The 12,376-nt window shown below is 59.2% G+C and carries 9 protein-coding genes; 5 read left to right on the top strand and 4 right to left on the bottom strand.

Annotation, left to right across the window (positions count from 1 at the left end; translation table 11 throughout):
* Positions 1-38 precede the first annotated feature (38 nt).
* Complete coding sequence (locus tag AB5K84_RS11005; RefSeq protein ID WP_133415035.1) at positions 39-344, top strand: hypothetical protein; 306 nt, start codon at positions 39-41, stop codon at positions 342-344.
* Positions 345-607: 263 nt separating this feature from the next.
* On the opposite strand, the gene AB5K84_RS11000 is transcribed toward AB5K84_RS11005, so the two are convergent.
* The 4 genes from AB5K84_RS11000 to AB5K84_RS10985 all read right to left on the bottom strand — a co-directional run bounded on the left by AB5K84_RS11000 (position 608) and on the right by AB5K84_RS10985 (position 4,267).
* The gene (locus tag AB5K84_RS11000; RefSeq protein ID WP_011089718.1) at positions 608-1,840 is read right to left on the bottom strand and encodes an ABC transporter permease; all 1,233 of its coding nucleotides are present in this window, start codon (positions 1,838-1,840) and stop codon (positions 608-610) included.
* Between the two features lie 24 nt (positions 1,841-1,864).
* The gene (locus AB5K84_RS10995) at positions 1,865-2,560 is read right to left on the bottom strand and encodes an ABC transporter ATP-binding protein (RefSeq protein ID WP_011089719.1); all 696 of its coding nucleotides are present in this window, start codon (positions 2,558-2,560) and stop codon (positions 1,865-1,867) included.
* A gap of 26 nt (positions 2,561-2,586) precedes the next feature.
* Positions 2,587-3,759, bottom strand: a complete 1,173-nt coding sequence (locus AB5K84_RS10990; RefSeq protein ID WP_011089720.1) for an efflux RND transporter periplasmic adaptor subunit — start codon at positions 3,757-3,759, stop codon at positions 2,587-2,589.
* Positions 3,760-3,952: 193 nt separating this feature from the next.
* Positions 3,953-4,267, bottom strand: a complete 315-nt coding sequence (locus AB5K84_RS10985; RefSeq protein WP_131727849.1) for a hypothetical protein — start codon at positions 4,265-4,267, stop codon at positions 3,953-3,955.
* 895 nt (positions 4,268-5,162) lie between these two features.
* Here AB5K84_RS10985 and AB5K84_RS10980 point away from each other — a divergent pair.
* From AB5K84_RS10980 to AB5K84_RS10965, 4 genes are all read left to right on the top strand, one after another.
* Entirely contained in the window at positions 5,163-6,362 is a 1,200-nt protein-coding gene (locus AB5K84_RS10980; RefSeq protein WP_011089721.1) for a serine hydrolase domain-containing protein, read from the top strand.
* A 142-nt stretch (positions 6,363-6,504) separates the two neighbouring features.
* Positions 6,505-8,187, top strand: coding sequence for a flavin-containing monooxygenase (locus AB5K84_RS10975; RefSeq protein ID WP_011089722.1), 1,683 nt, complete (start codon positions 6,505-6,507; stop codon positions 8,185-8,187).
* A 726-nt stretch (positions 8,188-8,913) separates the two neighbouring features.
* A complete protein-coding gene (locus AB5K84_RS10970) occupies positions 8,914-9,372 on the top strand; it encodes a hypothetical protein (protein ID WP_038965607.1) in 459 nt (152 codons plus the stop codon).
* A gap of 1,001 nt (positions 9,373-10,373) precedes the next feature.
* Positions 10,374-12,326: an adenylate/guanylate cyclase domain-containing protein gene (locus tag AB5K84_RS10965; protein ID WP_038965606.1), complete on the top strand. Its 1,953-nt coding sequence runs from the start codon at positions 10,374-10,376 to the stop codon at positions 12,324-12,326.
* Positions 12,327-12,376 lie beyond the last annotated feature (50 nt).

The following is a 12,376-nucleotide window of genomic DNA, read 5'->3' as shown; positions in this document are numbered from 1 at the left end:
TTGATTTGCTGAATGCCGTTTCCAGTCGGAGTATTTCCATGGCTAGGCGAGCAGTATCCCGTGATGATTTTAAAGGCTTGTTCGCGCTCTTTGCATTCGCGGCGCAACACAACGAAAACCACCACGGTGCGTCTCGGCTGCTCCACCTGTTCATGTCCAGCCGATATATTCCTGATGACCTTCTCGATCTATGGTCAGAGTGCGCCGAGGCAACTGGTCCTGAAACTATAGGCGAACAACTCTGCCTGCGCGCTCACGCGGTGGCTGACGGCAGTTCGAGCTACGACCATGCCAGCGCATTTCTGCACGCGTTGCTCAAAGCGCTCGATCAAACACAGCACTGAGCCTTCGTCGACCACTTGCTGACCCTGCGCCTTATCGCTCCGAACGACTACACCGTTCACGACGACGGCAGCCGCGTTCGGCCGCATCCGAGATGATCAGTCTGCTTAGCCCCTAGAAGCAGACCAGGTACAGACGGCCCAGTACGGACGCGAAGAGCCACTCCAGACGTCATTGGCATGGCGCAGACCTGATCATCGCCATGTATTGTGCGCGAGCCGAGAGTGGTGCGCCACGGACGTTTAGCTGCGTCGAGCGTTACCGCTTACACGGACCTTAGTAGCGCCGCCGGATCCAAACGCGCCGCCCGCTGAGCGGGTAGCAGACCGAAGATAATGCCGATGAGACTGGAGCAGGCGATCGCGATCAGCGCCATCCGTTCGTTGAATTCAGTTGGCCAACCTAGCGCGGCGGGAACAACGCGCGCGCATGCGTAGCCAACGGCCAGTCCCAACAGGCCGCCGATCGTGCATAGGAGCACCGCTTCGAACAGAAACTGTCGACGGATGTCCTGCGGTCGGGCGCCGAATGCCAGTCGAATGCCTATTTCATTAATCCGTTCGGTCACCGACACGAGCATGATGTTCATCACCCCAATGCCGCCGACTAGCAATGAGATTCCTGCAAGCGTGGACACCAGCAACGTGAACTGGCGATAGGCTCGGTCACGCATCTGGGCGACCTGAATGAGGTTCTGAATTCGAAAATCGTCGGCCTTGCGCCCGACGATCTTGTGACGTTGCCGCAGGACGCGCGCAATCGCGATTTCTGCCGCGGGCATTGACTGAGCGGATTCGGTTTTCACCAAAATCGAATGCACGGCATCGGGATTGGCCTGACTGCGTCCAATGGCGAAGATTCTCGCCGACGACAGCGGAATGAACATGACGTCATCCTGATCTCGCCCCGTGAAATCCTGCCCCTTCTCAGCAAGCGTTCCGATCACGAGATAGGACGAGCGTTCAATACGGACAAAACGGCCAAGTGGATCACTGTCCCGGAACAGCTCACGCGCCACGGTACGACCAATGACGGCTATTTTTGCGGCCGATGCGACTTGGTCATCGTTGAAAAGCTGACCTTCCGCAAGCCTCCACCCGCGCGCTTCAAAAAAAACGGGCGTCACACCGGCAACAAGTGTCGACCAGTTCAGGTCTCCTGATATCGTCGTCTTCTGCTCGCCGACGAACGGTGCCGCGATAACAACATCGGGCACTTCGCGGGCGACAGCGATTGCATCGCCCGTCGTGAGCGAAAGGATGGTGCCCGCCTGCTGTCGTACGCCCTGCGCGACTTGCGCGCCAGGTTGCACGAGCAGCAGATTCGATCCAAGCGAGGTGATCTGTCTCGAAACCTCGGCACGGGCTCCCTCCGCCACCGCGACCACGATCAGGACGGCCGCAATGCCGATGACAATGCCGGTCACTGCGAGAATGGAGCGCAGTATGTGCACACGCACAGACCGAAACGCGAGATAGATATAACTGAATGATCGCATTGAACTCTCACGCCGGTCAAACGCTCATGAGGTAGCATCACATCCCTGGTCGCCGACAATTGCGCCGTCCCGTAGCTTGATCCTTCGCCACGCATACGCCGCGACCTCAGGATCATGGGTTACAAGCACGACCGTGAGGCCGGCGCGCTGCAATTCGCCAAGAAGCGCTAGAATGGACGAGCGCGTGCTGGTGTCCAGTGCGCCAGTCGGTTCGTCGGCCAGGAGAAGGTCGGGACCGTTGACGATCGCCCGCGCGACGGCAACACGTTGCTGCTCACCTCCAGAAAGCTGGGCAGGCACATGGTGCATTCGCCCGCCCAGCCCCACCTGCTCGAGCGCAGCGCGTGCCCTCGCGATCGGATTCCGCAGCGGCTCGCGCCGATAGAATAGCGGCAAGCCGACATTCTCGAGCGCGGTCAGCCGGGGTAGCAAGTTGAAGTTTTGAAAGATGAACCCGATGCGCCGGTTTCGCAGTTCGCTCAAGCGTCCCTTCGACTGCACGAATATATCTTCGCCATCGAAAAAATAGCGGCCGCGTGAGGGATGATCAAGGCAGCCGAGGATCGAAAGCAACGTCGATTTTCCAGATCCCGATGGGCCCATGACCGCAACGAACTCTCCGCGATCAATTTTCAGGCTTACGTCGGACAATGCGCGAACCTTTTGGTCACCGAACCGGTGTTGCTTGTGGATATGGTCGAGGGTGACGAGCGATCGCATGCGCTAACCGGCCAAGCGGCTCCAATCTAACGTTTGCTCCGATAACCGACGGCAACCTGTTCGCCCATTTTGAGATCTGGCGACCGGATCTCAGTGAGCGAATCTCCGGTAGCGCCCAGTGACACGGTGGCGGCAGCCAAATGACCCGATTTCGTGCGGACCCAGATCACGCCCTGACCGGGTGCAGGGTTGTTTCCGCCGTCTCGGGTCGGACGAAAGCTCAGCGCGGCGTTGGGAACCACCATCGCGTCTTGATGCTCCTGAACCAGGATGCGGACGTCGGCCGTCATTCCCGGAAGCAGAAAGGCGTCTGGATTGGGCGCCGAAATCATCACGGTGTAGGTCACGACGTTTTGCACCATCCGCGCAGCCTTCCGAATCTCGCGCACGCGCCCCTCGAATACGCGGCCCGGATACGAATCCACGCCGAAGAAAACGCGCTGCCCGGTTCGCACCGCGCCGATATCAGCCTCGCTGACGAATGCATTTACGCGCATGTCCGAAAGATCACGCGCGATGGTGAAGATCGTCGGCGCCTGCAGGCTCGCAGCCAGCGTCTGGCCAAGCTCGACGCTGCGCCGAATCACGACCCCGTCGATCGGTGACTTGATGGTGCTTCTTTCGAGGTCAAGTCGAGCCCGTTCCAGAGAAGCGCGCGCAGCCATTACCCCGGCCGCGCGTATCTGCTCGCGCGCCTTGGCCGCGGACAATTCCGCGGCGAACGCCCGAGCCGTCATCTGTGCTCGCTCGGCGTCGCGCTGGGAAACACTGCCGTTCTTGCTGAGCGCAGCCTTGATCTGAAGCTCCCGCAAAGCGTCATCGTGGCGTGCCTGTGCGCCCTCGATGGCTGCCTTGGCCTCTTCCTGTTGTGCCAACGCGACCGCGAGCGCAGCCTCCGTTTCCTTGAGCAAGACTTCAAAGGTCGCGCTGTCAAGCGCCGCAAGCGGCTCGCCGGCGCGTACGCGGGAATTGTGGTCAGCCATGAGTTTGGCGACCTGACCCGACAGCTGTGAGCTGACCTCGACGGTGTCGACGGCTTCGAGCGTTCCGGCAGCAGTGACGTTCTGAACAACGTTATCGCGCGTGATGCTGACGTAGCGCAGATTGTCATGATTATCCCCAATTGCGGTGACCGGGCTATCCGGTGCCCACAACGGATACGCAACAGCAATCGCAACGCCTCCCAGTGTTGCGCGCATCAGAAGTTTTCGATGTAAACTCAGTTGATTATCCGTGCGAATGATAGCCTCGCCGCATTAGCTCTTGCGGTGCTCCATGCTGAACGTGGCCCCCCTTCTTGGCAACGCCGCAGGCGCGGCGCGTTCAGACCAGAAGACCTGATGGTGAACGCGCCGCTTTTGGCGCGATCCGAAACGATCGCAGTCGGCTGGATTAGGGCACCGAAGGGCTGCCGGTGGGCACAGTCTTCGTCCCGGTCAGTGCGGGCGGAGGTGTCTTAAGAATCTTCACCCCGGTCGTCGTATCCGTTGCCGGGACGGTATGGTCCTCGCCCTGAAATACGCTGCCTTGACCTGGGACTTCGTCACCCGGCCGACCTGGATTGTTGATTCCGTTCAGGAATGGTTGGCTCGTCGTAGTCGACAGTCCGCCCGCAGCCACGGCGGTGAACAGGTGGTCTGCTGCATAGCTTGGGCAGGCGCCTGCAAGCAGGGATACGCCTGCTGCTAGGATCGTGAGTTTCCTCATCATCAACTCCTCTTCTGAGGTGAGCTGCGCCAACGCGCGGCGAGCTCGTCACCTGCGCTGTTAGCCAAGTTTGAATGCAGTGGATCTCCTGCGGTTCCTATATCTCGCGGAATAGCGCTCAGTGTCCGATGACGAATGAGTTAGTTTCTGACAAGGACGTCAGAATCGTCGAGATGAGTGGACGATCCTTCGAAATTGCGGTGACAGTGCCGGACTGCACCCCCTTAAGTAAGACACGGCAATTGCAGTGACAGTGCGGTTGCTCGCCATGCCGGTCTTTGCAGTCTTGCCTTCAAGTCGCCTACCATAGAGCGCGGCATACCGTTCTCACCTGACGTTGAATCAGCGAGGCTCAGCCGGCACCGCACCAACGCGACTGATCCTTTTGAGAGTTGTCTGAGATGGGTCAGAATGCGAAGAACTCAACCTAAGAAAATCTAGTCCGCCGTGCCTCACTGAGCGGACCTTAACGAGGTGCGCCGCTACTTCGCTGATGGGCCACGAGCGTAACGTCGCCGCGCAGCTCGATTAAAATCTCATGTTGGCCTGATGTGCCGGGATGAAAGTGTCAAGAGTCAGCATCGTTGACATGCTCGGTAAAAAAGGTCTGCGCTTTCTATGCCAAACGGAAATGCGTAGCCGCGTGCAAGAATTCGCTCTAATCTTGCCAACGCTCGGTCGAAATCCCTGACCTCGAGCCAGATCATGACCGACACGCTCATCACTATTGCTGCTACGGCTACGGCGCGACTTTGGTCCGCGCAGGCGGTGTTGGGGCAATCAGACTGGAGCGCGACTTCCACACGTACAACAGTCGAGATTGTCCGCTGGGACCACCCGCAGCCTGTCGAGGAGAAACAGGATCAATTTGGCAAACTTCAACGGAGGAGCCGCGATGGGTAGCAACTTGAAAAGCGCATGTGACGGAGTTTTGCAAAGCGTCGTCACGGGCAAAGACCGTGTTCCCGGCGTGGTCGCGATGATCACTGATCGGTCGGCCAACATCTACGAGGGCGTCGCCGGCGAGCGTATGCTTGGCAGCGGTCAGCCAATGACGGCCGATACCGTCTTTGCCATCTTCTCGACCACGAAAGCCATCACAGGCACAGCCATCTTGCAATGCGTCGAGGAAGGCAAGCTCGACCTGGATGCCCCGGCGAAGAGCTATGTTCCCGAGATCGGTAAGCTCGAAGTGCTCGAAGGATTCGATGCCGGCGGAAAGCCGAAGCTGCGGACGCCGAAACGCGACATCACCACCCGAATGCTGATGCTGCATACGGCTGGCCTCGGCTACGACTTCTTTAACGCCAGCTATTTCCGCCTGGCCCAGGAGCAGGGCCAGCCGAGCGTCGTCACCTGCTCGAAGGCGTCGCTGATGACACCACTGCTGTTCGATCCCGGTGACAAATGGGAATACGGCAGCAACCTTGACTGGTGTGGCCAGATCGTCGAGAGCATCCGCGGCAAGCGCCTCGGCGAAGTCATGAAGGAGCGGATTTTTGCGCCGCTTGGGATGGAGGACATCGTCTTCTCGCTGACCCCTTCGATGCGGTCGCGCCTTGCCGTCATCCACCAGCGCGGAGCCGACGGGTCGCTGACCCCGCTTCCCGATATGCAGCTGCCGCCTGACCCGGAAGTCCACATGGGTGGCCACGGGCTCTACGCCTCGATCGGCGAGTACATGAAGTTCATCCGCATGTGGCTGAACGATGGGGCGGGGCCAAATGGCCGCGTGCTCAAGCAGGAGACGGTCGCCGCCGCCGTCCGCAACGGCCTCAGGGAGGGCCAGACCGTGGTCATGCTGCCTGGCGTGATTGCGACACTGTCGAACAATGCCGAGTTCTTCCCGGGTCTGAAGAAGTCCTGGTGCTACACCTTCATGCTCAACGACGAGGACGCGCCGACTGGAAGGCCGGCCGGGTCGCTCGGTTGGGCCGGCCTCGCTAACACCTTCTACTGGATCGACCGCAAGAACGGGTTCGGTGGCTATTGGGCGACGCAGATCCTTCCCTTCGGAGATCCGACTTCGTTTGTCGGCTACATGAACTTCGAGACGGCGGCCTATCAGAGCGGCGAGGTGCGCGTGGCCGCGTAAGGGCGGCCGACCTAGCCTTCGATCACGGACGATGCCAGTCTGACCTTTTGCCGGACCGGCGTCGCAACGACCCAACCGAAACGACGGCGCACAGAGAGGCTGCTCTGTGCCGACAACGAGCGCTCACAACGGGAGGAACATCATGACTGCGCAAGGTAGTTCGCCAGGAGCAAGCGCGAAGACCCACTTCGATGCCGTCATCATTGGTGCAGGCTTCTCCGGCATGTACATGCTGCATTCGCTGCGCGACAAGCTCGACCTCAACGTCACCGTGTTTGAGGCCGGCGACGGGGTTGGCGGCACCTGGTACTGGAATCGCTATCCCGGCGCGCGCTGCGATTCCGACAGCTACATCTATTGCTACACGTTCGACAAGAACCTGCTGCAGGAGTGGAACTGGTCCGAGCGCTATCCGGAGCAGGATGAGATTCTGCGCTATCTCGAGCATTGCGCCGAGCGCTTTGACTTGAAGCCTGACATCCAATTCGGCAAACGCGTTGTCGAGGTCATCTTTGACGACAACAGCGAGCTTTGGACAGTGCGCACCGACAAGGGCGACTCAGTCACAACCCGCTTTGTCATCACCGCAGTCGGCGCTTTGTCGACCGCCAATATGCCGCCGTTCAAAGGTTTGGGGTCGTTCAAGGGCAAATGCTACCACACCAGCCAATGGCCGCATGACGGCGTCGACTTCACCGCCAAGCGGGTCGGAGTCATTGGCACCGGCGCGACCGCGGTGCAGGCAATCCCGGAGATTGCGCAGCAGGCCAAGCACCTCACGGTGTTCCAACGTACGCCCGCCTTCTGCGTGCCAGCGCGCAACGGCCGCGTCGACCCCGAGGTCACCAGGGCGCGCAAGGCCGATTACGATGGGATCCGCCAGCGCATCAAAGGTTCGTTCTTTGGGTTCGAACTCAACTTCCTGCCAAAGGGGGTCCTCGATACCACTCCCGAGGAGCGTGAGCAGGAGTTCGACAGGATGTGGGACGCCGGCGGCTTCGCATTCTGGCTGGCCAACTACCAGGATATGTTCTTCTCCAAGGAAGCGAACGATATCATCGCCGACTACCTCAAGCGCAAGATCCGCTCGATCGTCAATGATCCGGTGGCTGCTGAAAAGCTGACGCCCAAGACCTATCCCTACGGCACCAAACGGCAGCCCCTGGACACCAATTACTTCGAAACCTTTAACAAGAAGAACGTGCTGCTGGTGGATGCGGCCACCGATGGCTCGATCGAGGAAATCACGCCGAATGGCGTTCGCGCGGGCGGCAAGGAGTATCCGCTCGATATCATCGTCATCGCCACCGGCTTCGACGCGTTGACCGGCCCGCTGAAGGCACTTGGCATCAAGGGCCGCGGCGGCAGGATGCTGGCGCAGGAATGGGAGGCTGGCCCGCAGACTTATCTTGGCGTGGCCATAGCGGGCTATCCGAACCTGTTCACGATCACCGGCCCGCAAAGCCCCTCGGTGCTGTCGAATATGCCGGTGTCAATTGAGCAGCACGTCGAGTGGATTACGGAATGCATCGCCCACATGCGTAGGAACAAGCTTACGACGATCGAAGCGACGCCGGAGGCGCAGGACGCGTGGGGTGCTCACGTCGCAGAGGTCGTGAACGCAACTCTGATGACTAGCGCCAATTCCTGGTACATGGGGGCCAACATTGACGGCAAGGCGCACCGCTTCTTGCCGTATCTCGGCCCGGAAGGCGTCGGCGGCTATCGCAGGAAGTGCGCCGAGGTCGCCGAAAAGGACTACGAGGGCTTCGCGTTCTCGAGCCACGGTCAGGGTTGGACCGCGCACCCGATCGCGGCCGAATAAGCCTGACAGCTCTTGATCGGGAGTGGCGTCCAGTGTCGTCACTCCCGGCATTGCGATCGTTGAAGCGCCCGATTTCTGGGACGCATCTCAGGTACCGTGCGAAGAAGCTTACGGCTTCGCGCGCCGTTACCGTCGACTATGCCGTTCGATCACTTCATCGGCGGCCGCAAAGGTATGGCACCGTAAGACCAAGCACCCTTGCTGTGTTCAGGTTGAATACGAGTTCGAACGCCGTATGTCGCAGCACCGGTATATCCGCCGGCCTCGCGCCATTCGGAGCGGCCAACATAGACTCCCGACTTTCGATATATGTCCGCGAGGTTGGAGCCGCAGCTCGCTAAGCCGCCTGAGGCAGGAAACTCGCGCGACTGATAGATCGGCGGGCAGGAAAATTTCGGCCATCCTGGTGACGTTCCGACGTTCCTGTCGAGACAGGAATTACGGATTATTGCCGATCAAATGCCTTTGAAGCCCGGAATGTCGCGTTTGGGTCATGAGCGCCGTTCGAAGGGGCGGCCGGTTGTTTCCGGTCTACCTCCATGAGCCGACCACCCGGGACGCTGCCTAAACTTCGCATTCGGGCCAGAAGCGGTCATCATCGCACATCAATCAAAGTGAGGGCTCGCAGTGTCAGGCAGCCAAAGATGAATGTGCTTTCTTCCCGAATTGGATAGCCTGAGCTATGCCTGGGAAATTGGCCAATTGCCATCTCTCGGGAGACCACGAATGAAGTGGATAGTCACTGCCACCATTGCGCTTACTGCTTCGGTAGTGTTCGCAGCCGCGCAGCCAGCAAAAGAGCCCTACCAACCGGGCCTTGGCGAATTCATGACAGCTACGCAGCTTCGCCACGCCAAGCTATGGTTTGCTGGCGAACAAAATAACTGGGACCTCGCTGCTTATGAGATCGACGAGATCAAGGAAGGCTTAGAGGACGCCGCAAGGCTTTTTCCAACATATGAAGGCATCCCTGTCGCTGAGATGATCAAGACCATCATCGATCCACGGATAGAGAAGCTTGAAAAGGCCGTTAGAGCAAAGAGCAGCACCAAATTTACGGCCGCCTTCGACGAGCTTACCAGCGGCTGCAATAGCTGCCACGCGGGAGCCAGCAAGCCGTTTATACGCATTCAGCGTCCAATCGCGTCTCCACTGACCAACCAGAATTTTGCGCCAGAAAAATAATGGGAGTTGCGCGCATCGACCACATTACTTCCGAAAAGGGTCACGAGCATCGTTTGGCAATTGGGCCGGCCGTTTCATGTTTGCCCCCTTAAGCAGACAACGTGGGGGATGCTAGGACAGCTAGCCGTAGAAGCTTCGCTCTTCGGTCACGGAGAACACGATGCGCATTAGCAACTGACCGGCGAAAATGATGATCGCGCTCACGATAATGAGCTGCGAAATATACGTGGAAGAGCCAATTGGAGCCACGGCAGGAACCAGTTAGGGAGCCAAGTACAGAGCAGCGAGGCTTGCACCGCGAAGGAAGAAATAGACCGGCTTCCTAAGCCTCTCTCGCGAACTCATCCAATCACAAAGGAAAAACAGACAGCCGTAGATAAAAATCGATGACAGGTATGCCGCCGAAGCTCAGTTCAGGCCCCACGACAATAGCGGGAACAACGACTGCCTGTTCACGAAAAAAAAGATCCCAGCACCCGCGAAGAAAAGAACGACGCGATGGACTTTATCAACGGCGGCCACACTCGGTCTCCTTGGGAGAACAAGCCACGACAGATAAGCTGGTAGCAGCAAGTAGAGCTAAGAAGGCTTTGCAGCGAGGGATCATGCTAAACTCGGTTTCTGACCGGCGACGTCAACATCACACGTTTTGGTAGTACCGCATTACTGCGTCAACCCATGCCGCAGCAAATACTCAATTTTCCATGAACAGAGGAAGTCCAATTCAGGTCAACAGGCGCCGTCCTGACCGCCACCGGTCACGTCCGGTCTGCCGCGACAACCGGACGATTTCAAAGCCAGCCCGGGCTTCGCGTTCGGGCCATTCGACGACATAGCGTCGCGTCTTCGAGAATGTTCGGATAAGCCGGAGCGGACATCGGTCAACGCGGCTGACGTGTCGACTAGATGGCGATGACCGATATCCACTTCTAGGTAGGCATCCCGCGTTTGGCACAGCCGTGTGATCCGTCGTACAAATGTGCCGGGTTGGATTGCGGGCCATGGTGCAAGAGCGACCAGTCCGGGTCGAGCGCAGGTTATCGGCGATTTTGGCCGCCGACGTGGCTGGCTATTCGCGGCTCATGCACAATGACGAAGAGGCTACCCACGCCAAGCTAAGCGCGCTGCTAACGGAAGCTGTCCAGCCGGCAATCGCTGAACACGGTGGCCACATCGTGAAGAACACCGGGGACGGGTTCTTGGCCGAGTTTCCGAGCGCGGTCGAGGCGGTTCGAGCCGCGATGCAGTTCCAGACCAGCATTCATGAACTTACAATCGGTGATGTGGAAGACAGGCGCATTGCTTTCCGTGTGGGCATCAATATCGGCGACGTAATTGTTGAACCTCATGACATTTTTGGGGACGGCGTCAATATTGCGGCGCGGCTTGAGGGCGTCGCAGAGCCCGGCGGCATCTGCATCTCGTCTTCTGCCTACGATCAAGTCCAAGGCAAGGTCGGGGTTGAGTTCGGCGATCTGGGCGAGCAGAACCTCAAAAACATTGCCCGTCCGGTCCGGGTCTATCGAATGCGGCCATGCAATGCAGCAACACGCCCACAGGCCTCGTTGCTGCACCGTGACACGCCGCAGATTGGTTGGTTTCCAAACATGTTTGGTGGCTTTCCGATCCGCCTGTGGCCGGCGCTTCGTGCGCGGCGCGCTCGGATGGCTCTAGTGATTGCCTTGCTGTTTGTTCTGAGCGGCGGCGTAGCTTATTGGTATATGCATCAAGGCGAGCCGCAGCCGTTGAACCATCGCCTGTCGATTGTCGTGCTGCCATTCACGAATCTAAGCAATGCATCCGAGCAGGAATACTTTGCTGAAGGTATTACTGACGACCTGAGTGCCGATCTTTCACGGATCGAGGATAGCTTTGTGATCGCGCCCAGCACAGCCCGCGCCTACAAGAATGTTGACCCGAAGCGCGTTGGCCGCGAACTCGGCGTACGCTACATCCTTGACGGCAGCCTGCGCAGAACGGACTCACTGGTCCGGATCAATGCCAGGCTGATTGATGCCCGGACTGGCGCCGAGATCTGGTCGGAGCGCGTCGACGGTGACTGGTCCAAATCGATGCAGCTTCAGGATATCATCACCGGTCGACTGGCGCGGCGGCTTGATCTTGAACTGACAAACCAGGAAAGCCGCGACGCGGAGGTTATGCGGCCAAACAACCCTGACGCGGTCGATCTCACGATGCGGGGGTGGGCTGTGCTCAACCAACCCTATTCGCGCGAGCAGTTGTCGCAGTCGCGAGCCCTTTTCGAACGTGCGCTCCAAATCGATCCAGGCTTCCCGAAGGCGTTGGTGGGCCTGGCTGAGACTCTGGCAATGGAGGTCAACTATCGTTGGACAGATGCGCCGGCAGATCAGCTACGGCGTGCTGAGAGCGCCGTAGGCCAGGTCTTGTCAAAGTTTCCCAGTGATGCGATGGCACATTTTGTGAGGGGAGAGATCCAGCGGGCCAGCGGTAGGAATGTTGAGGCCGCGGTCGGCGAGTACGAAGCGGCAATCGCGATCAACCCCAGCCTGGCCCCGGCCCATGGCGCGCTCGGCGCCGCCAAGATCCGCGTCGGCCGTTCCGCGGAGGCATTTGCGCCGCTCCAAATGGCCATCCAGCTCAGCCCCCGTGATCCGCTGCTAAGCACGTGGTACTTCTACATCGGCCATGCACACTCCCATCTCGGGCAGTATGAGGGGGCGATTGATTGGTGCGGCCGCTCCATCGCGGTGCAGCCTCTTTGGATTGCCTACGCAGATCTCGCCGCCGCCCACGCACTAACGGGACATGAGCGTGAAGCTTACGCTGCAGTTGCCGAGCTTCGTCGGCTCAGGCCGAGCTACACCGTCACCGAGTGGTTGCAGGATGGCAAGGGATGGTCCGACAACGCCGTCTTCCTTGCCGAGTTTCAGCGCATTGCCGATGGTTTGCGCAAAGCGGGTCTGCCGGAGTGAGAGGTTGGAGAGAGCCTAGCAAAGAGCCGCGTTGATTCTCGCGCTCGCCG

This window comes from Bradyrhizobium sp. 1200_D9_N1_1 (assembly GCF_052075915.1).
Lineage (GTDB): Bacteria > Pseudomonadota > Alphaproteobacteria > Rhizobiales > Xanthobacteraceae > Bradyrhizobium > Bradyrhizobium diazoefficiens.
The sequence above is the reverse complement of the archived record's forward strand: the minus strand, read 5'-3'. Positions and strand labels throughout refer to the sequence as shown.

Excerpts from the sequence above, each read along its gene's own strand:
- AB5K84_RS11005 (WP_133415035.1), top strand. The coding sequence starts at position 39 with ATGGCTAGGCGAGCAGTATCCCGTGATGATTTTAAAGGCTTGTTCGCG.
- AB5K84_RS11000 (WP_011089718.1), bottom strand. The coding sequence starts at position 1,840 with ATGCGATCATTCAGTTATATCTATCTCGCGTTTCGGTCTGTGCGTGTG.
- AB5K84_RS10995 (WP_011089719.1), bottom strand. The coding sequence starts at position 2,560 with ATGCGATCGCTCGTCACCCTCGACCATATCCACAAGCAACACCGGTTC.
- AB5K84_RS10990 (WP_011089720.1), bottom strand. The coding sequence starts at position 3,759 with ATGCGCGCAACACTGGGAGGCGTTGCGATTGCTGTTGCGTATCCGTTG.
- AB5K84_RS10985 (WP_131727849.1), bottom strand. The coding sequence starts at position 4,267 with ATGAGGAAACTCACGATCCTAGCAGCAGGCGTATCCCTGCTTGCAGGC.
- AB5K84_RS10980 (WP_011089721.1), top strand. The coding sequence starts at position 5,163 with ATGGGTAGCAACTTGAAAAGCGCATGTGACGGAGTTTTGCAAAGCGTC.
- AB5K84_RS10975 (WP_011089722.1), top strand. The coding sequence starts at position 6,505 with ATGACTGCGCAAGGTAGTTCGCCAGGAGCAAGCGCGAAGACCCACTTC.
- AB5K84_RS10970 (WP_038965607.1), top strand. The coding sequence starts at position 8,914 with ATGAAGTGGATAGTCACTGCCACCATTGCGCTTACTGCTTCGGTAGTG.
- AB5K84_RS10965 (WP_038965606.1), top strand. The coding sequence starts at position 10,374 with ATGGTGCAAGAGCGACCAGTCCGGGTCGAGCGCAGGTTATCGGCGATT.